The 18,139-nt window shown below is 62.6% G+C and carries 15 protein-coding genes and 1 pseudogene; 8 read left to right on the top strand and 8 right to left on the bottom strand.

The window, feature by feature from the left end; genetic code table 11:
* Nucleotides 1-73 precede the first annotated feature (73 nt).
* The 4 genes from HGP13_RS18400 to HGP13_RS18385 all read left to right on the top strand — a co-directional run bounded on the left by HGP13_RS18400 (nt 74) and on the right by HGP13_RS18385 (nt 5,816).
* Nucleotides 74-232 carry a hypothetical protein gene (locus HGP13_RS18400; protein WP_172227947.1) on the top strand — a complete coding sequence of 53 codons (159 nt, stop codon included), beginning with the start codon at nt 74-76 and terminating at the stop codon, nt 230-232.
* Nucleotides 229-1,806 (top strand): trimethylamine methyltransferase family protein, encoded by a 1,578-nt coding sequence (locus HGP13_RS18395; protein ID WP_172227945.1) that lies wholly within the window; start codon nt 229-231, stop codon nt 1,804-1,806. The genes HGP13_RS18400 and HGP13_RS18395 overlap by 4 nt, the downstream gene beginning before the upstream one ends.
* A gap of 74 nt (nt 1,807-1,880) precedes the next feature.
* Nucleotides 1,881-4,451, top strand: a complete 2,571-nt coding sequence (locus HGP13_RS18390; protein ID WP_172227943.1) for an FAD-dependent oxidoreductase — start codon at nt 1,881-1,883, stop codon at nt 4,449-4,451.
* A gap of 54 nt (nt 4,452-4,505) precedes the next feature.
* On the top strand, nt 4,506-5,816 hold the full coding sequence (locus HGP13_RS18385; RefSeq protein ID WP_172234762.1) for a Xaa-Pro peptidase family protein: 1,311 nt from the start codon (nt 4,506-4,508) through the stop codon (nt 5,814-5,816).
* 10 nt (nt 5,817-5,826) lie between these two features.
* Here HGP13_RS18385 and HGP13_RS18380 read toward each other — a convergent pair whose 3' ends face one another.
* The 3 genes from HGP13_RS18380 to HGP13_RS18370 form a co-directional block, all read right to left on the bottom strand.
* Entirely contained in the window at nt 5,827-7,698 is a 1,872-nt protein-coding gene (locus HGP13_RS18380; protein WP_172227941.1) for a hypothetical protein, read from the bottom strand.
* 120 nt (nt 7,699-7,818) lie between these two features.
* Nucleotides 7,819-8,637, bottom strand: a complete 819-nt coding sequence (locus HGP13_RS18375) for a PhnD/SsuA/transferrin family substrate-binding protein (protein ID WP_172227939.1) — start codon at nt 8,635-8,637, stop codon at nt 7,819-7,821.
* A gap of 87 nt (nt 8,638-8,724) precedes the next feature.
* On the bottom strand, nt 8,725-9,735 hold the full coding sequence (locus tag HGP13_RS18370) for a fatty acid desaturase (RefSeq protein ID WP_172227937.1): 1,011 nt from the start codon (nt 9,733-9,735) through the stop codon (nt 8,725-8,727).
* 230 nt (nt 9,736-9,965) lie between these two features.
* Between HGP13_RS18370 and HGP13_RS18365 the strand changes: the two genes are divergently transcribed.
* The 4 genes and pseudogenes from HGP13_RS18365 (at nt 9,966) to bmt (ending at nt 12,636) form a co-directional block, all read left to right on the top strand.
* Complete coding sequence (locus tag HGP13_RS18365; protein WP_172227935.1) at nt 9,966-10,823, top strand: helix-turn-helix transcriptional regulator; 858 nt, start codon at nt 9,966-9,968, stop codon at nt 10,821-10,823.
* Between the two features lie 42 nt (nt 10,824-10,865).
* Nucleotides 10,866-11,261 (top strand): urea carboxylase-associated family protein, encoded by a 396-nt coding sequence (locus tag HGP13_RS37955; protein ID WP_348647064.1) that lies wholly within the window; start codon nt 10,866-10,868, stop codon nt 11,259-11,261.
* A pseudogene (locus tag HGP13_RS37950) lies at nt 11,255-11,512 on the top strand (DUF1989 domain-containing protein); the annotation flags it as partial. The gene HGP13_RS37955 and the pseudogene HGP13_RS37950, both read left to right, overlap by 7 nt.
* 101 nt (nt 11,513-11,613) lie before the next feature.
* Nucleotides 11,614-12,636: a betaine--homocysteine S-methyltransferase gene (bmt, locus tag HGP13_RS18355; protein WP_096446978.1), complete on the top strand. Its 1,023-nt coding sequence runs from the start codon at nt 11,614-11,616 to the stop codon at nt 12,634-12,636.
* 14 nt (nt 12,637-12,650) lie between these two features.
* On the opposite strand, the gene HGP13_RS18350 is transcribed toward bmt, so the two are convergent.
* The 5 genes from HGP13_RS18350 to HGP13_RS18330 form a co-directional block, all read right to left on the bottom strand.
* On the bottom strand, nt 12,651-12,920 hold the full coding sequence (locus tag HGP13_RS18350; protein WP_172227933.1) for a hypothetical protein: 270 nt from the start codon (nt 12,918-12,920) through the stop codon (nt 12,651-12,653).
* 267 nt (nt 12,921-13,187) lie between these two features.
* Nucleotides 13,188-15,299, bottom strand: coding sequence for a VWA domain-containing protein (locus HGP13_RS18345; protein WP_172227931.1), 2,112 nt, complete (start codon nt 15,297-15,299; stop codon nt 13,188-13,190).
* Nucleotides 15,300-15,301: 2 nt separating this feature from the next.
* Nucleotides 15,302-15,862: an RNA polymerase sigma factor gene (locus tag HGP13_RS18340; protein ID WP_095200256.1), complete on the bottom strand. Its 561-nt coding sequence runs from the start codon at nt 15,860-15,862 to the stop codon at nt 15,302-15,304.
* A gap of 230 nt (nt 15,863-16,092) precedes the next feature.
* Entirely contained in the window at nt 16,093-17,271 is a 1,179-nt protein-coding gene (locus HGP13_RS18335; RefSeq protein ID WP_172227930.1) for an NAD(P)/FAD-dependent oxidoreductase, read from the bottom strand.
* Between the two features lie 111 nt (nt 17,272-17,382).
* The gene (locus tag HGP13_RS18330) at nt 17,383-18,120 is read right to left on the bottom strand and encodes a dienelactone hydrolase family protein (RefSeq protein ID WP_172227929.1); all 738 of its coding nucleotides are present in this window, start codon (nt 18,118-18,120) and stop codon (nt 17,383-17,385) included.
* Nucleotides 18,121-18,139 lie beyond the last annotated feature (19 nt).

Here is an 18,139-nt window from a genome sequence, read left to right as displayed (position 1 = left end):
GCCTCCCGGCCGGCAAGGCTCACCAGCTACCCGTTCGATCCGGGTAAGGAAAGGGCCGGCAAGGGAAATCCGCTTGCGCCAACCCGACGGTGATCAGGCGAATGTCGCCGCCGCGCAACTGCCGTTCCGGCATGTCGCTTCCCTCGCCCTAGTGGTCGCCGCCTCCGCAATGGCCGGCGGGCCGCCGGTCCATTATGCCGCCCGCTATCGCATCCTACGAGGACCATCATGACCGCCGCCCTACAACCCTTGGAATCGGCACAGGCGCCCGACCGTGCCCGCCGTGGCGGCCGCGCCGGAAAGCGCGCCGGCGGCTCGGCCGCCTTTGAGCAGCCGGCTTTCCGTCAGTTGAGAAACCCGCTGACGCCGACCAAACTGGTTTCCGAAGACGAGCTGGAATCGATCCACCTTGCCTCCCTGCGCGTGCTCAGGGAAATCGGCGTCGACGTCCTGCACGACGAGGCCCGCCGCATCATGAAGGCGCACGGCGCCGATGTGCGTGAAGGCTCAGAGCGTGTGCGCTTCGACAGCGACATGATCCTCGATCTGGTGTCGAACTGCCCGTCCGAATTCACTATCCATTCCCGCAATCCCGCGCACAATGTGCGCTTCGGCGGCGACAATCTTATCATCTCGATGATGGCCTCGGCGCCCAATTGCTCCGATATCGACCGTGGCCGCCGCCCAGGTAACCAGCAGGACTATCGCAATTTCCTGCGCCTGGCGCAGATGCACAACATCCTGAACTGCACCGGCGGCTATCCGGTCGAGCCGACCGACATCCACCCCTCCATCCGCCACCTCGAATGCGTCCGCGACCTTGCCACGCTGACCGACAAGGTGTTCCACATCTATTCGCTCGGCAAGGAGCGCAATGTCGACGGTATCGAGATCACCCGCATCGCGCGCGGCATCAGCCACGAGCAGTTGCTCGAGGAGCCGTCCGTCTTCACCATCATCAACACCAATTCGCCGCTCAAGCTCGACGTGCCGATGATGGAAGGCATCATCCAGATGTCGAGCAAGGGCCAGGTCGTCATCGTCACCCCGTTCACCCTGTCGGGCGCCATGGCGCCGGTTACCATCGCCGGCGCGCTGGTGCAGCAGAACGCCGAGGCGCTGTCCGGCATCGCCTTTGCCCAGATGGTGCGCAAGGGCGCGCCCGTCGGCTATGGCGGCTTCACCTCCAATGTCGACATGAAGTCCGGTTCGCCAGCCTTCGGCACGCCCGAATACATGAAGGCGCAGCTCGTCGGCGGCCAGCTTGCCCGCCGCTACAAGATTCCCTACCGCACCTCCAACACCTGCGCCGCCAACACGGTCGACGCACAGGCTGCCTATGAGAGCGTGTTCTCGCTGTGGGGCGCCGTCCAGGGCGGCGGCAATCTGATGATGCATGCCGCCGGCTGGCTCGAGGGCGGCCTGCGCTGCTCCTACGAGAAGACCATTCTGGACATCGACCTGTTGCAGATGGTGGCCGAATTCCTGACCCCGCTCGACCTGTCCGACGAGGCGCTCGGTTTCGACGCCATCCAGTCGGTCGGCCCCGGCGGCCATTTCTTCGGCACCCAGCACACGCAGGACCGCTACAAGACCGCCTTCTACTCGCCCATCCTGTCCGATTGGCGCAATTTCGAGACCTGGGCGGAAGCCGGCTCGCCGACGGCGATGGAAAAAGCCAACAAGGTGTGGAAAGAACGGCTGGCATCCTACGAAGAACCGTACATGGACCCGGCGATCCGCGAAGAGCTCAACGCCTTCGTCCAGAAGCGCACGTCCGAAGGCGGCGCGCCGACCGATTTTTGATTGTGCTTGGCGTGCATGATGACGCCAGTGATCGAAACCTCTGATTCAGTTTACGAAAAAACGGACCCATCTTCATGAAATCCCACGTAAAAGCGGTTGTCATCGGCGGCGGTGTCGTTGGCTGCTCGGTGCTCTATCACCTGGCCAAGGCCGGCTGGACCGACATCATGCTGATCGAGCGCTCGGAACTGACCTCGGGCTCGTCCTGGCACGCGGCGGGCGGCTTCCATACGCTGAACGGCGATCCCAATGTCGCCAAGCTTCAGGCCTACACCGTGCAGCTCTACAAGGAGATCGAGGAAATCTCCGGCCAGTCCTGCTCGCTGCATCTGACCGGCGGCGTGATGTTGGCCGATACGCCCGAGCGCATGGATTTCCTGCGTCTTGCCCACGCCAAGGGCCGCTATCTCGGCATGGACACCGAGCTGATCACGCCGTCCGAAGCCAAGGCGATGTTTCCGCTGATGGACGAGACCAATTTCGTCGGCGCCATGTGGGATCCGGTCGAAGGCCATCTCGATCCCTCTGGCACCACCATCGCCTATTCCAAGGCGGCGAAGAAACTCGGCGCCGAGATCGTGCTGCGCAACCGCGTCGTCGACCTGACGCAGCAGCCGGACGGCACCTGGAACGTCGTCACCGAACAGGGCACGGTCCACGCCGAGCATGTCGTCAATTGCGGTGGCCTGTGGGCGCGCGAAATCGGCCGCATGGTCGGCGTCGAACTGCCGGTGCTCGCCATGGAGCACATGTATCTGCTCACCGAGCCGATGCCGGAGGTCGAGGAATTCAACAAGTCGACCGGCCGCGAAATGATTGGGGTGCTCGACTTCAAGGGCGAGATCTACACCCGCCAGGAGCGCAACGGCATCCTGCTCGGCACCTATGAAAAGGCCTGCAAGCCGTGGTCGCCGGTCAACACGCCATGGGATTTCGGCCATGAACTGCTCCCCCCCGATCTCGACCGTATCGCGCCATCGCTGGAAATCGGCTTCAAGCATTTCCCCGGCATCGAGAAGGCCGGCATCAAGCAGATCATCAACGGCCCATTCACCTTCGCGCTCGACGGCAACCCCCTGGTCGGTCCGGTGCAGGGCCTGACCAATTTCTGGTGCGCCTGCGCCGTCATGGCTGGCTTCAGCCAGGGCGGCGGCGTCGGCCTCGCTCTGTCGAACTGGATGGTCCATGGTGACCCCGGCTTCGACGTCTGGGGCATGGATGTCGCCCGCTTCGGCGAATGGGCCGGCCTGCGCTACACCAACGCCAAGGTGCGCGAAAACTATTCGCGGCGCTTCTCCATCCGCTTCCCCAATGAGGAGCTGCCGGCGGCACGCCCGGCGCAGACGACGCCGCTCTACGACACCATGCTCGCCAACAATGCCGTCATGGGCGACAGTTGGGGCCTGGAAACCCCGCTGTGGTTCGCGCCAAAGGGTAAGGAGCCCAGGGATATCATCTCCTTCCATCGCTCCAACGATTTTGGCCCGATCGGCGAGGAAGTGCGCGCCACGCGCGAGCGCGTCGGCGTCACCGAAATCGCCAACTTCGCCAAATACGAAGTGTCGGGACCGGGCGCGGAAGAGTTCCTCAACCGGCTGATGACCAACCGCATGCCGAAAACCGGCCGCATCGTGCTCACCCCGATGATCAACGAATTCGGCAAGCTGATCGGCGACTTCACCATCGCCAAGGCCGGCGAAGACCGCTTCATGATCTGGGGCTCGTCGGCCGCGCAGAAATACCACATGCGTTGGTTCGAAAAGCATCTGCCGAAGGACGGTTCGGTGCGCATCCACCGCTTCGACCAGACGCTGGTCGGCCTGTCGATCGCCGGGCCGAAATCGCGTGACCTGCTTCAAAAGCTCGTCGACGTCGACATCTCGACCAAGGCGTTCCGCTTCATGGACTTCCGCGAGATGGCGGTCGGCGGCGCGCCCTGCCTGGTCAACCGCATCACCTACACCGGCGACCTCGGCTACGAAATCTGGATGGCACCGGCCTATGAGCGGCTGGTGTACAAGGCGATCAAGGATGCCGGCGAGGAATTCGGCCTTGTCGATTTCGGCATGCGTGCCCTGCTCTCCATGCGCCTCGAAAAGAACTTCCCGACCTGGTTCCGCGAGCTGCGCCCGATCTACGGCCCGTTCGAAGGCTCGATGGACCGCTTCATCAAGCTCGAGAAGAACGATTTCATCGGCCGCGAAGCTGCCGCCAAGGAACAGGCGGAAGGACCAAAACTGCGCCGCGTCTCCTTCATCGTCGACGCCGCCGATGCCGACGTCATGGGCGACGAGCCGATCTGGGCCAAGGTCAGCAAGGATTTTGGCTCCGTGGAAAGGCCGCATGGTTACGGCGCGCCGCGCTTCGATACATCAGGCAAGGAAATCCGTGGTTCCAGGGCCGCTGAAGGCGCGTCCGCCGTGCGCGGCATTGTCGATGGCGACTGGCGCGTGGTCGGCTGGGTCACGTCGGGCGGTTATGCCCACTATGTCCAGAAGTCGATGGCGCAAGGCTATGTGCCGGCGGCACTGGCCGAGGATGAAAGCGCCGGCCTCTTCGAGATCGAGATCCTCGGACATCGCCGTCCTGCGCGCATCAATGTCGAGGCACCGTTCGACCCGAGCGGCGAGAAGATGCGGAGCTGAGGTTACGATGTGAGCCAGACATCGGGCGGGAGCTTCGGTCGCCACCGCAAGATCATGCCGTTCGAACCCGGCTCGATCGAGGCCCTGCGTGACGCCTCCCGCCAGAAGGCGGTGTCACTCAACCAGCATGTGCTGGGCTATGGCGCGCAGGCTGAGACAGAATGGGCGGCAGCAGGCATTGCCGCTCCCGATCTTCCGGCAATGCGCAAATACCGGCTGGAGCGCATCCGCGCCGAGTTGAAGCGCCGTAGCTATGCCGGCGCCCTGCTCTACGACCCGGTCAACATCCGCTACGCCACCGACTCGACCAACATGCAGCTATGGGTGGCGCACAACCCGACGCGGCATTGTTTCGTCGCCACCGAAGGGCCGGTGGTGCTGTTCGACTATTTCTCCTGCGAGCATCTGTCCGACCATTCCGGCGTCGTCGACGAGGTGCGCCCGGCTATCTCGTGGATGTATCTCTATGGCGGCGAACTGACCGAGCAGAAAGTCCGCCGCTGGGCCGCCGGCATCGCCGACCTGGTGAGAGAACATGGCGGCGGCAACAGCCGCATCGCGGTCGATCACATCAATCCGGAAGGCGTCGAGGAACTGGCGCGGCTTGGCATCTCCATCGGCAATGGCGAAGCGGTGATGGAGAACGCCCGGCTGATCAAATCGCCGGACGAAATCCTCGCCATGCGCCGCGCCATCGTCGCTTGTGAGGCGGCGATGGGCGAGATGGAACGGGCGCTGAAGCCGGGCATCTCCGAGAACGAGTTGTGGGCCGAACTGCATCGCGGCAACATTGCGCGCGGCGGTGAATGGATCGAGACACGGCTGCTGACCTCAGGCCCGCGCACCAATCCGTGGTTCCAGGAATGTTCGTCGCGCGTCATCGAAGCCGGAGACCTCGTCGCCTTCGATACCGACCTGATCGGCCCCTATGGCTTCTGCGCCGACCTGTCGCGTACATGGCTGTGCGGCGATGCAAAGCCGACCAATGAACAGCGCGATCTGTTCCGCATTGCCGCCGACCAGATCACGCACAACACTGAATTGATGCAGCCCGGCATCTCGTTCCGCGATCTGGTCGAACGCTCGGCGGTGCCGCCTGGGGACTGTTTCCCGACCCGCTATGGCGTCCTCTATCACGGCGTCGGCCTGGCCGACGAATACCCCACACTGCCGCATGCCAGCGACTGGACACCGGACACGCCCGACGGCGTGCTCGAACCAGGCATGGTGCTGTGCGTGGAAAGTTATATCGGCCGGCTTGGCGGGCGCGAGGGCGTCAAGATCGAGGAGCAGATTCTGATCACGGACAGCGGCAACGAGCAGCTTTCAACCTACCCGCTGGATGCGAGACTGCTCGGCCAATAACGCATTCTTTTCAATATCTGCAATCGCGCTTTTTCTGTGCGGCGGCGACCTTTGCATCGAATTGAGCGCGTTTGATCTCTGGACTGCCTTCACTATCGCCTGCCCCCAAGTGTTTCCAGACGTCCTCGGGTTTTGAGCCGAAGCCGACAAGGGCCTGAATTGTGAGGTCTCTGTAGGGGTGACCCGATTTAACCATCGCGCCGCTGTCGAGGCGGTCAAACACCGGTCCAATCGCCGAAGCCCCTTGGATGCCGAGACCGCAAAGTCCGACCAAGCCGGCAAGATAATCGGGTTGCCACAATTCGCCCGCCGGGCGCCCGGTGGACCAGGATGCGTCGTCGATCAGATAAAGCAAGGTCGGCACGGCATCCGCGCCAAACACATTCAGTCGACCCAACGCACTGAAAGCCGGAATACGCAGCATTTTCCGCCGGGCCAGCCACTCCAGATCATCGCGGTGCAACCGGATGACCTCGTCAGGAAGCCTCGCGATGGCGTCAGCCGCATGAGATGCATCGAGTTCGTCGCCAGACGGAATAGCCCTCGTTATGACGATTTTGGTTTCACGCAACCGCTCGAACAGAACCTTTCCAAAACGCCCCGAAACGTCGCCCGCCATGCCGCGAGAATACAAAACCGGCGCCCAACTATTCTGAGGGATCGGCAATCGCGAATCCGCGAGGAGTCTGAGCACCAGCTCCGCGTCCGCGGCGTCGATTTTCTTGTTCGCCTCGATGTCCTTGAAAAAATTGCTAGTCAGGTCCGCCATAAGCGGATTGATTTTACCCGGCTGGTCCAGGCCCGCGACAAGAACCGCATCTCTTGCTTTGGGTGCCGCGTCATCTCTGAGCGCGAGATTCATTCCGAACGTTTTGGTGAATACATCGGAGCGGTCCGGGCCGACGTAGTACTTATTTCTGCTGTCAATATTCTTGTACAGCGCGAATCGCTGGAATCCTGTTCTGAGTTCGAATTGGTAGCCGCCGACATAGGTCGGCAACAGCAGCGGAAACAGCATGTAGGTGACGACACCAGTCCGACGATAGACCTCTCGGTAGGCATTGTCGGACCGCACAGAAACACTGATGCGGTCGGCCTGAACGGTGTCCGCCAGCGGATTGAGTCCGGCGGCATAGGCATTTTCGCCATGTTTGATCTGCCCGATCGACACGATCGTATCCGCCTCGCCCAATTTGGCGTTTTCTTCGACAAGGCAATTGCCGGAGGCGATTTGCAGCAGCATGCGGTCGGCCGCAATCGCGCGTCCGTAGGTAGGTTTTTCGCCTTCGCCCCTGATCGGATAGGCGCCGGGACCGAGTTTCATTGCCGGGCAGGCGTCGCGCCTTTCCATCCGAAACGCCTTGCCGACGGCTGCAGGATTGATGGCCTCACCGACGTTGTTTGCCTCAACGACAATCAGCCGCTTGATCGTACCGCTCAGCAGCGCACGCAGGCAAAAATCATTGCAAAGCGTGTCGGTTCTAAGCAAGCCGGGATCGGCTGCCGCGCGCACGGCAAGAGTGGTCGCGGAAAGTGGTCCCTTGAGCTGATCGATATCTTTCGAGACGTAGCTTCTCGCTCGCAATTCGAGCATGACGTTGACCGCAAGAGGGATGACGGCGAGCAAAGCGGCGGCGCAGGCGAAACTTTTCAACCATCCAAAGGCAGCGCCTTCCCCCAGCATTCTGTTGAACAGCCGGACAAGCACCACGAAAATGAAGATCGGAGGGATGATCGGCATCGCAAACGCGATCGGCGCCCCGATAAGGCTGAACGCCGCAATGATTGCCAAGGCTGGGAACAGCAAACAGACCAATGCCAAAGCGCCGAGGATCACCACCCCAGCGCTGAACACCGGCCTGTTCAGGACGCCGTTTGCCATTGACCTATGTCCCGTCGCCTCAACTCTAGGTAAGCTAAGTCTGACCGGTTGCGCTCCCGTTAAGAGTCATCCGGCACGGGTTAAGGCACGTGGAAATTTCGAATGTAGGTTAGCGTTCGCCTAAGCGCCGACTTTGGACCGGGTCAGGTTTGCAACGACATCGCGCAACGCCCTGACCGTCGTTTCCGGCGTTGTGCTGGCGGTGATGAATGGCAACCCCTTGCGCCGCGCCGTCCAGCCGACGACCGCGACTTTCCGCGCTGCCGGCTCGAAACGCTGCGCAAGCGCCCAGCTTTCGCAGTCGATCGCGGCAACATCGGCCCTGCCTTCGGCGACCGCGACGATCGAGCCGCGATGGCCGCCGCTTTCGCTGCACGACGAAAAGATGTTCAGGCTTTCGCCCTGTGCCTCGAGGTCGCGCGTCAGCGCAATGATGCCGGACATCGAATCGAGGCTGTTGAGGGTAAAGCGCTTGCCGCGGATCAGATCGAGCGGAATGACGGCGCTGCCGTCCGAGGGCGATCGAACCTCAGGCCCCTCGCCTGCCCGCATCACCAGGGCGCTCGAATAAAGCTCGCCCTGCCCGCCCTCGTAGGCGTCGTAGCTTGGCTGGCCAACCACCTGCACATGCCTGGACAGGCCGAGTTCCATCGGTCCCCAGCAGGTCTGCGCGAACAACAGTGCCGGATGGAGCCAAAGCCGGTGGAAATCGAGTTCGTCCGGCGGCAATGTTGCTGGATCAGGCGCGATCAATGCACCCTTGGCATCACGAATGCCGCCCGGCACCGGCGGCAGATCGCCATTGCGGCGCACGATGGTCTGCGGGGCATCCAGGCCCTTTTGGCGAAAGGCATCGCGCAGACGTGCCCACTGCGCGTCAACCTCGCCGCGCACTTCAGGCCAGTCATACATCGGCAATGCCGCAATCAATTCGCTCATGCCGATATCAAACCATCATGTCCGGGGAAAGAATCGCAAAAACGCGGCGCCCAAGCAGAATTGGACGACACGGTTTCGGGCGTGGGATTATTCCTTTGGCGGCTCGGCCGGAACCGGTGCGCTGCCAAGCCCATTGATGCTGCGCGCCCGGATGCGTGGCTTGAACGCCCGGCCGTGCTCGGGCGCGCGCCGCAGCACTGGATGCACGATCGGCTCCTTGGCCTTGAAGGCGTAGGCTTTGATCAGCGCGAAATAGTTCGGATAGGCATAACCATTGTTCATCCGCAGCCATTCGTCGCGACGCTCGCGAAACAGTTTTGGCAGGTTGTACCAGGCCACTGTCGGGGTCTTGTGATGGACGAAGTGCAGATTGTTGTTGAGGAACAGGAACGACAGCGGCGAGCGCTCGATGATCACCGTGCGGCCTTCCGGATGCTCGGACCACTGATGCTCGGCAAAAGTGCGGATCGCAATCAGCGACTGGCCGAGCCAGACCGGCGCCAGAATGTAGAGCCACAGCGGAATGCCGAAGCCGAATTGCACCACCGGCGCCACGATGGCGAGCCCGATCGCATGCAGCAGCCAGGCTTTGCGTATCGCTCTGTCGCCGGCCGTGACCTGCTTGGCATCCTCGACGAAGAAGCCGATGCAGGACAGCCAGGGACCGAGGAAGAAACGGCCGGCCATGGTGTTGTTGATCTTGAGGAGGAATTTCATCGGCGGCGGCAAATCGTCATGCTGCCACAGCGCCTGATAGTAGCTCTCGGGGTCGTCGAGCGGATCGGTCAGCCGCTCGTCGGCATGATGGCGCAAGTGCAGCGTCTTGAAGCGGCGGAACGGCCAGACCAGGCCGATCGGCAGGAAGACGAAGGCTTCATTGATCAGCGCGCTGCGCGTCGGATGGCCGTGCAGCACTTCGTGCATGATCGACGATTGCAATGCCAGGGTAAAGCCAAGGATGGCGAGCGCCAGGATGGGATGAGAGGGCCAGAGCAGGAAACCGGTGGCGAGCCATGTTCCGTAACAGAAGAATGCGAGAACCACGGTGGGCCATTCGATGGCCGGTGCGTTGCGTCGCTTGATGCTCTTGCCTGTCATGCTATCGACCACTGTCCCTCAGTCGCCGGAACCCCCAGTGGCTCCTGACAGCATAGTGTCAGGAGAAGTGATTCCACTCAACGAGACAAAGTGTACAAAATGTTGCGATTGCGCATTTTTGACTGCACATGTTACACATTGTAAACAAGCTTAGGGATTCATTTGCGCCTGAGACAGCCCGCCGGGTCGCTTCGGCGCAAATTTTTCCTCAAGATGCAGAGGACGGCACGATGGACAAACGCGACCTATCAGCAATCTTTCGGGAGCGTCTGAAGCTGCTCCTGACACGCTCCGACCTCAACCAGTCGGCATTCGCGTCAGCTGTCGGCATCGATCGGTCGGCGCTGTCGCAGCTGATGTCCGGCGCCTCGACGCGCTTGCCGCGTGCTGAAACACTGCTCAACATCGCCGCCGAATTCAAGGTGTCGCTGGACTGGCTGCTCGGCCTCAGCCAGGACGAGGGCGTCACCGGTGAAATCCGCGAAAGCCTGGAGATCGAGGAAGCGCCTGACGGTTTCGACCGCACCCTGCTCGCCAAATGGTTCGCCGAGGCCGCGGGCACCAAGATCCGCTACGTGCCGGCCGGCATCCCCGACCTGCTGCGAACCCGCGCGCTGGTCGACTACGAGGCCAACATCACCAACAGGAGCCGCCTGGCGCAGGCCAGCGAGACCCAGTATCGCATCGAATACAACCGGCGCCCGGAAACCGACATGGAAGTCTGCATGCCGCGTCACACGCTGGAGATTTTCGCGCGCGGCCTCGGCGTCTGGGATCGTTTTCCCGAGGCTGACCGCCGGCAGCAGCTCGCGCATATGGCGACGCTGCTCGACGATCTCTACCCGACCTTCCGCCTGTTTCTCTACGACGGCCGCATGCGCTATTCGATCCCGTTGACCATCTTCGGCCCCTACCGCGCCGCCATCTATGTTGGCGACATGTATGTGGTGCTGAACGCCACCCAGCCGATCCAGGCGCTGACCCAGCATTTCGACAATCTGATCCGCGCCGCCGACATCAACCCGCACGAAGCCGCCGCCTACGCGCGCAATCTGGCCGGCATGTCGTTCCTATCAGGCTCTGTCTGAGCGACCGCAATCGTGGTCATTCGACAGGCCTTGGCCAGTGATATGGCCGAGGGCCAAGTCAACCGCATTGCCAGAGGACAGCCCATGCCAGACCCACGCCGTATCGTCGTCCCTCCTCAATCGGGCCGCTCGATCCATGTCAAACGCGGCGATCTCATCCGTATCATCGACCCGCAGGGACAACAGGTCGCCGATCTCTGGGCCTTCGCCACCGGGGATCAGCTCGACTGGTTGAGCACGTCGCAGACCCGCGACATCACTGAGCAGCTCTTTCCGGGGATAGGCGACCATTTCTACAGCGCCGCCGCCAAGCCGATGCTGACATTGGTCGAGAACGCATCGCCCGGCCCGCATGACATGCTCTACCCCGCGCCTGCGACAGCGCGCTTTACGAGCGCGCCGGTTTTCCCAACCACCCGAACTGCCGGGACAATCTGATGCAGGCGTTGGCCGCAGAGGGCATATCGCTGTCCTTTGCCCCTGACCCAGTTGATCTTTTCCAGAACTCCCTGCCGCAAGCGGACGGCAGGCTGGTGGTCGAGGCCTCGATCAATCCGCCCGGCGGCAACGTGACGTTGCGTGCCGAACAGGACCTGCTTCTGGTGGTCATCGCCTGCTCGGTCGACTATTACCCGACCAATGGCGGGGTCTGCACCGAAATCGCGGTCGAGATCACGTCCGGATCGTGAGCAAGGGCTTCAATCCAGCCGGAAGGTCGCGGCAAATCATTGACTGGACATAAAGACTTCTTTATATCCTTATTCGAATTCGAAACACGAAAGCCAATCCGATGACGACGACCAATCCGATCGATGCCTTGCTGGCTGAAAAGGGCGTGCTGCTGGCCGATGGCGCCACCGGCACCAATTTGTTCGCCATGGGCCTGGAGGCCGGCGAGGCGCCGGAGTTGCTGAACGAGACGGCGCCAGACACCATCACCAGCCTGCACCAGAATTTCGTCGATGCCGGCGCCGACATCATCCTGACCAACTCCTTCGGCGGCACGCGTCATCGGTTGAAGCTCCACCATGCGCAGGACCGAGTGCATGCGCTCAACAAGCGCGCCGCCGAGATCGCCCGCGCCGTCGCCGACAAGGCCGGCCGCAAGGTGATCGTCGCCGGCTCCGTCGGCCCGACCGGCGAATTGCTGGTGCCGCTCGGCGCCATGACCTATGACGAGGCGGTCGACGCCTTTGCCGAGCAGATCGAAGGCCTCAAGGAAGGCGGCGCCGAAGTCGCCTGGATCGAGACCATGTCGGCGCCCGACGAAATCCGCGCCGCCGCCGAAGCCGCCATCCGCGTCGGCCTCCCCTACACCTATACCGGCTCCTTCGACACCGCCGGCCGCACCATGATGGGCCTGCTGCCGAAAGATATCCACGGCGTCGTCGACGGGCTGTCTGAAGCACCGCTCGGCGTTGGCGCCAATTGCGGCGTCGGCGCCTCGGATATCCTGGCATCGCTGCTCGACATGACGGAGGCGAAGCCGCAGGCGACCGTGATCGTCAAGGGCAATTGCGGCATTCCCGAATTCCGCGGCACCGAGATCCATTACTCCGGCACGCCCGAGCTGATGGCGGATTATGTGCGTCTCGCCGTCGATGCCGGCGCCAAGATCGTCGGCGGCTGCTGCGGCACCTCGTTCCAGCACCTTGCCGCGATGCGCAAGGCGCTCGACGCCCACACCAAGGCGGATCGCCCGACTGTAGCGGCGATCGTCGAGCGCATCGGTCCGATGCGCAACAAGGTGGCGACGGAAAACACCGCTGAGACCAGCGAAGCCCGCCGCGAGCGCCGCCGCAGCCGGGCCTGACTCGATATTCTCGATTATTCGCTGTTGTCGGCGTAGCTCGACTGCGCCGACTTGAAATCGACGACATTGTCGCTGCGCATTGTCATCAGCGTGCCGGATGACGCCGGATCGGTGATCTGTTCTAGCATGGCGCGGAAGCGATCGTTGGTCAGCGCCGACATGGCGGTGTGACGCGCCTGCGCAACATCGTCGCTGATGCGCCTCGATTCGGCTGATGGGGCCGATGAGACCGCCGAGGCGTCTCGTGCCGGCGGTGGCGAGTTGGCGATAGTCCTGATCTGCAATTCCGGCTCCCTCAAGCCCTGTAAACATGCCCGGTGTAACAAGAGGACATTGCGATCCGGTACCGGAAATACCGCGAAGTTTAACGATCGCAAACGCCGCGCCTAGGATTCGTTGATTCAGGTCAGGCCGGCATCACCTGAATATCAACGGATCCAAAAAAAAGGCCGGCAAGGGAATGAATCCCTCGCCGGCCTGCCTCACCCGCGCGTAGGCCGGTTTCCCGTATCAGAACGATCCCATCTGAAAGAAACCGGCCGTCATCGCCACTACCGGTTACCGCCCAGCGCCGAGGCAAGGCGCACGAGTGAGAGGAACTCTGACCTGTACCCAAACGGGTCGGCTCCTCGGGCGGCAGTGGCAATCTCCATGATCTTGTCGTAACCGAACTTCGCGGTCGCATCCTCGTCGCGCAGCTTCTGGCCGAAGGCGGCAACCGCGACGGAGAAGCGCTGGTCGGTGCTGGCCTGGTCGAAGGACGCCACCTCGTTGGCCGATGTCACCGGCGTGGTTATCAGCTTCGAGATGTCTTCGTTCGGCAGCTTGTAGCGGATCTTGACGAAGGCATATTCGTCCGCATTGGCGACGCCGCCATTGTTGACAGTAGCCTGGCCATAGCGCAGCGGGTCGATCTGCTCGCCGCCGCTGCCCTTCGGCGTGATCTCGTAGATCGCGGTGACCGAATGGCCCGAGCCGATATCGCCGGCATCGACGCGGTCATTGTTGAAATCCTCGCGGTTGAGCGCCCGGGTCTCGTAGCCGATCAGGCGGTATTCGGAGACCTTGTTCGGGTTGAACTCGACCTGGATCTTCACATCCTTGGCGATCGGGAACAGCGTCGAGGAGGCATCCTCGACCAGCACCTTCTCCGCCTCGGCCAGCGTGTCGATATAGGCTGCGGTGCCGTTGCCGTTCTGGGCAATGGTCTGCATCATCTGGTCGTTCAGATTGTCGTGGCCGAAGCCGAACACCGACAGGAAGACACCGCTCTTGCGCTCCTGCTCGATCAGGCGCTTGAGATCATCGTCGTCGCTTTGGCCGACATTGAAGTCGCCATCGGTGGCCAGCATCACACGGTTGACGCCATCCTTGACGAAGGATTGCTGGGCAAGCTTGTAGGCCTCCTTGATGCCGGCCTCGCCGGCGGTCGAGCCACCGGGCGTCAGATTGTCGATGGCATTGAGGATCTTGTCCTTCTCGGCGGCCTTGGTCGGCATCAGCACGGTGCCGGCCTCGCCGGCATAGGTGACGATGGAGATCGTGTCGTCGGCCTTCAGCTTGCTGACCAGCAGCCGGAATGCCGATTTTAGCAGCGGCAGCTTGTCCGGCTCGTCCATCGAGCCCGAGACGTCGATCAGGAACACCAGATTGGCCTTCGGCTGCTCGGTCGGCTTGATGTCGAAGCCCTTGATGGCGACATGCATCAGCTTGGTGTGCTCGTTCCACGGCGTCGGCATGACGCTGACGGTCGAGTTGAATGGCGTCGAAGCCGAGTCGGGCCCCTTCCAATCATAGGGGAAGTAATTGATCATCTCCTCGACGCGTACCGTGTCGGCTTGCGGCACGGAGCCTTCCTTCAACGAACGGCGCACGAAGGAATAGGATGCGGTGTCGACGTCGATCGAGAAGGTCGAAACCGGATCTTCCAGTGCCGCGTGCACCGGATTGGTCTTGACGCCCTCGATGCGGTTGCGGTTTTCCTCTTGCGGCGCGATCTGATCCGCCGGTGCCACGGTGGGCTGTGGCGCCATCAGTTTGGACTCGGCAGCCGGCATGCGGGCGACCCGCGATGTGCTGGGCGCGTTTACAGTTCCATCCAGCGCGAACTCCCCCGTCGGCGCCGGCGGTGCCGGCTCGGCCACCACCCCGCGCTCCGCCGCAGTTTGCTGAGCGGCGCCACCGGCCTGGGCCGATTCGGATTTGGGCGGCGAAGCCGGCGCTACAAGCGCGTCGGTCGCGTTGCGGCTTTCGACATCCGCGTCGGCCTTCTTGTCCTTCGCCAGTTCGGTTGGAGCCTGCTTCGGCTCGGTCGGCTTCAAGGTTGCCGGCTTGTCGGCCAGCGTCTCGGTGATCTTCTCGTCGCCGCCGACTTTGGGCGGCTGTTCCCTCAGCAGATGGAAGGTGGCGTATCCGGCGATCGGCAGGGCGATGAGCCCGGCAATGGCCGGCGTGGCAATGAGTTTCTTTTGCATGATCTCGCTCCAGAGCTTTTGTGCTCGCTCTGTGAGACGAAGGCCGCGGGTCGATCCTTGGGTGACGGCAGAAATATTTTCCTGATCATAGGCGCGCAGGGCGGCCTCAAACGCGCGCGCCTTCGCGCTCTCGCCCGGCGCCGGTGCTGCGATATCGCGCAGTCTGTTGAGTTCGTTGTCGTCGACCATGGTCACACTTCCCCGGCCGAGCGCATCAGCGTCTTCAGCCGTTTCTTCGCTTCATGGATGTGCCAGGAAACCGTCGTCTCCGAGATCGCCATCGCCTCGGCGGCGGCCGCGTGGCTCAAGCCCTCGCCATAGACAAGCAGCACGGCGTCGCGCTGCTTGTCCGGCAGCTGCCGCACCGCCGCCCAGAGCGCCTCGGCCGGATCCTCGCTCTCGGCCGGCGCCTCGCCGGAAATCAGCGCATGGACGCCGTAAGCCTCTGTCTTCACCGTCTCGCGCGCGGTCTTGCGCATCATGTCACGCGCCGCATTCATCGTCACGGAATAGAGCCATGTCGTGAAGGCGCCGCCACCACGATAGTCGCGGATCGCCTTGCCGAGCCGAACGCAGACTTCCTGGGCGATGTCTTCGGCATCGGCCTTCTTGCCGCACCAGCGATAGGCGGCACGATAGACGAAGTCGTAGTGGCGCTCCAGCAATGTGCCGAAGGCCCCTCTGTCTCCGCCCTTCGCCCGCCCGATCAGTTCGGCGTCGGAGGCTTCGCTCTCATCCAGCATCATCGCCATCATTTGTCAGTTGGACGAAGGCTAATGGCTAATCCTTGGGGTGATGCAAAGATTTTTTGCTGCATGGCGGCTCAAGGCGTGTTGAGATTCAGGTCAGGCCGAACCGAAAACGGCGGTTTCCGAGAACCGGACCGGAGCGTACTTGAAGTACGCGAGCACAGTTCTACTGCGACGCAGTAGGACGGGGAAGCGCAGGACACCGGCGTTTGCGGGCCGGCATCACCTGAATCTCAACACACCTGCCCCGCCACCCAGCCCGACGACCACGCCCACTGGAAATTGTAACCGCCCAGCCAACCCGTCACGTCGACCACTTCGCCAATGAAGAACAGGCCCGGCACGGATTTCGCCTGCATCGTCTTCTGGTCCAGTCCGTTGGTGTCGACCCCGCCCAACGTCACTTCGGCGGTACGGTATCCCTCGGAACCCGCCGGCTTGATGCGCCAGTCGTTGACCGCGGCGTCGACGGTTTTGATCTGGGCGTCCGAAAGATCGGCGAGGTTGCCGTCGAACCCGGTGCGCTCGGCGATCGATTGTGCGAGCCGTTTCGGCAGGTGATTTGCGAGCACTGTCTGCACCGCCTGCCGCCCATTGGAACGTTTGGCGGTGCGGATGAGGTCCGCCACATCGACCCCGGGCAGCATGGCGATGCGGATTTCGTCGCCCTCGCGCCAATAGGATGAGATTTGCAGGATGGAGGGCCCGCTGACGCCGCGATGTGTGAACAGCATGGCCTCTGCAAACCGCGTCTTGCCACAGCTGACTTCCGCGTCGACCGCGTTGCCGGCCAGGGGCGCCAGCCGCTCGAGCGTTTTGGCATCGAAAGTCAGCGGCACCAGCGCCGGCCGCGTTTCGACGATGGCAAGGCCAAACTGCTCGGCAATCTCGTAACCGAAACCCGTCGCTCCCATTTTCGGGATCGACTTGCCGCCGCACGCCACGACCAGCGACTGGCAAGTGACCGTGCCGGTGGAGAGGGTGAGCACGACCCCTTCCACGGTTTTGCTGACATCCCTGACCTCGGCAGAGAGTGCCAGATCGACGCCCCGGCCCTGCGTTTCCGAAACCAGCATGTCGATGATCTGCCGCGCGGAGCCGTCGCAGAACAGCTGCCCCAGCGTCTTCTCATGATAGGCGATCTTGTGCCGGTCGACGAGCGCAATAAAGTCGCGTTGCGTGTAACGGCTGAGCGCCGAGATGCAGAAATGCGGATTGCCCGAGATAAAGTTCTTCGGACTGGCGTGGATGTTGGTGAAGTTGCACCGGCCACCGCCGGAGATACGGATCTTTTCGCCAGGCGTTGCAGCGTGGTCGAGGATCAGCACCGAGCGGCCCCGCTTGGCGGCCTCCATGGCGCACATCATTCCAGCGGCGCCAGCGCCGATGATCACGACATCGTAGGATTGCACCAGGCCAGTTGTTCCCGCTCGGCCCCTGCCCAATTCGGGGGGCATCATTCAGGCTGCCTGATACCGCGAACGGGTCGGGTCGCCAACAGGCAAGAACAGCCGCGCGAAAACTCAGACCAGCGTTTCGGCGAACAGCGCCGTCAATCGCTTCCAATGGCGCTCGGCGCCGGTTTCGTCATAGACGCTGTGATCGGGCACGCACCAGCCATGCGCCATGCCGACATAATTCTCCAGCACATGATCGACTTCCGCTTCCCTGAACGCCTCGGCCAATCGCGTCGACTGCTCCGGCGGAAAACTCCTGTCGACGCCCGCCATGCCGACATAGACACGCGCCTTGATGGTGGCGGCCTTGCGGTGCGGGCTGTCGCCGGCATCGCTGGCGAGATTGCCGCCATGGAAACTGGCGGCTGCCTTGATCCTGTCGGGGTAGGCCGCGGCGACGTTCAGCGCCCGCGCGCCGCCCATGCAATAGCCGACGGTGCCGATCGGCCCGGTGACGCCTTCGCCGGCGAGCGCATCGAGGAATGCGGCGCTGTCGCTGATGGTCATCTCCTGCGTCGTGCCGGTGACCAGCGCCATCAATGCTGCCTTGGTCTGTTCCTCGGTGAAAGCGGTCTTGGCGTCAAATGGCCCGTAGGGCGCATTGCGGTAGAACAGGTCCGGCACCAGCACCGCATAGCCCTCGCTCGCCAAGCGCTCGGCCATGCCGTCCAGCGCCGGGCGCGGGCCGAAGGCGTCCTGATAGAGGATGACACCGGCCCTGGCCGAGGAGCCCTTGGCCGAGCGGAACAGGCCGGCCTTCGACACACCGTCACGGGTCTTGATCCGAAGGTCCTGCTTAGTCATCGCATGCTCCGTTGGTCAG

Source organism: Mesorhizobium sp. NZP2077, assembly GCF_013170805.1.
In the GTDB taxonomy this organism is placed as follows: Bacteria; Pseudomonadota; Alphaproteobacteria; order Rhizobiales; family Rhizobiaceae; genus Mesorhizobium.
Note: the sequence above shows the minus strand (reverse complement) of the source record. Positions and strands in the feature narration are given on the sequence as shown.

Excerpts from the sequence above, each read along its gene's own strand:
- HGP13_RS18395 (WP_172227945.1), top strand. The coding sequence starts at position 229 with ATGACCGCCGCCCTACAACCCTTGGAATCGGCACAGGCGCCCGACCGT.
- HGP13_RS18390 (WP_172227943.1), top strand. The coding sequence starts at position 1,881 with ATGAAATCCCACGTAAAAGCGGTTGTCATCGGCGGCGGTGTCGTTGGC.
- bmt (WP_096446978.1), top strand. The coding sequence starts at position 11,614 with ATGACGACGACCAATCCGATCGATGCCTTGCTGGCTGAAAAGGGCGTG.
- HGP13_RS18385 (WP_172234762.1), top strand. The coding sequence starts at position 4,506 with ATGCCGTTCGAACCCGGCTCGATCGAGGCCCTGCGTGACGCCTCCCGC.
- HGP13_RS37955 (WP_348647064.1), top strand. The coding sequence starts at position 10,866 with ATGGCCGAGGGCCAAGTCAACCGCATTGCCAGAGGACAGCCCATGCCA.
- HGP13_RS18370 (WP_172227937.1), bottom strand. The coding sequence starts at position 9,735 with ATGACAGGCAAGAGCATCAAGCGACGCAACGCACCGGCCATCGAATGG.
- HGP13_RS18345 (WP_172227931.1), bottom strand. The coding sequence starts at position 15,299 with ATGGTCGACGACAACGAACTCAACAGACTGCGCGATATCGCAGCACCG.
- HGP13_RS18365 (WP_172227935.1), top strand. The coding sequence starts at position 9,966 with ATGGACAAACGCGACCTATCAGCAATCTTTCGGGAGCGTCTGAAGCTG.
- HGP13_RS18375 (WP_172227939.1), bottom strand. The coding sequence starts at position 8,637 with ATGAGCGAATTGATTGCGGCATTGCCGATGTATGACTGGCCTGAAGTG.
- HGP13_RS18330 (WP_172227929.1), bottom strand. The coding sequence starts at position 18,120 with ATGACTAAGCAGGACCTTCGGATCAAGACCCGTGACGGTGTGTCGAAG.
- HGP13_RS18340 (WP_095200256.1), bottom strand. The coding sequence starts at position 15,862 with ATGGCGATGATGCTGGATGAGAGCGAAGCCTCCGACGCCGAACTGATC.
- HGP13_RS18380 (WP_172227941.1), bottom strand. The coding sequence starts at position 7,698 with ATGGCAAACGGCGTCCTGAACAGGCCGGTGTTCAGCGCTGGGGTGGTG.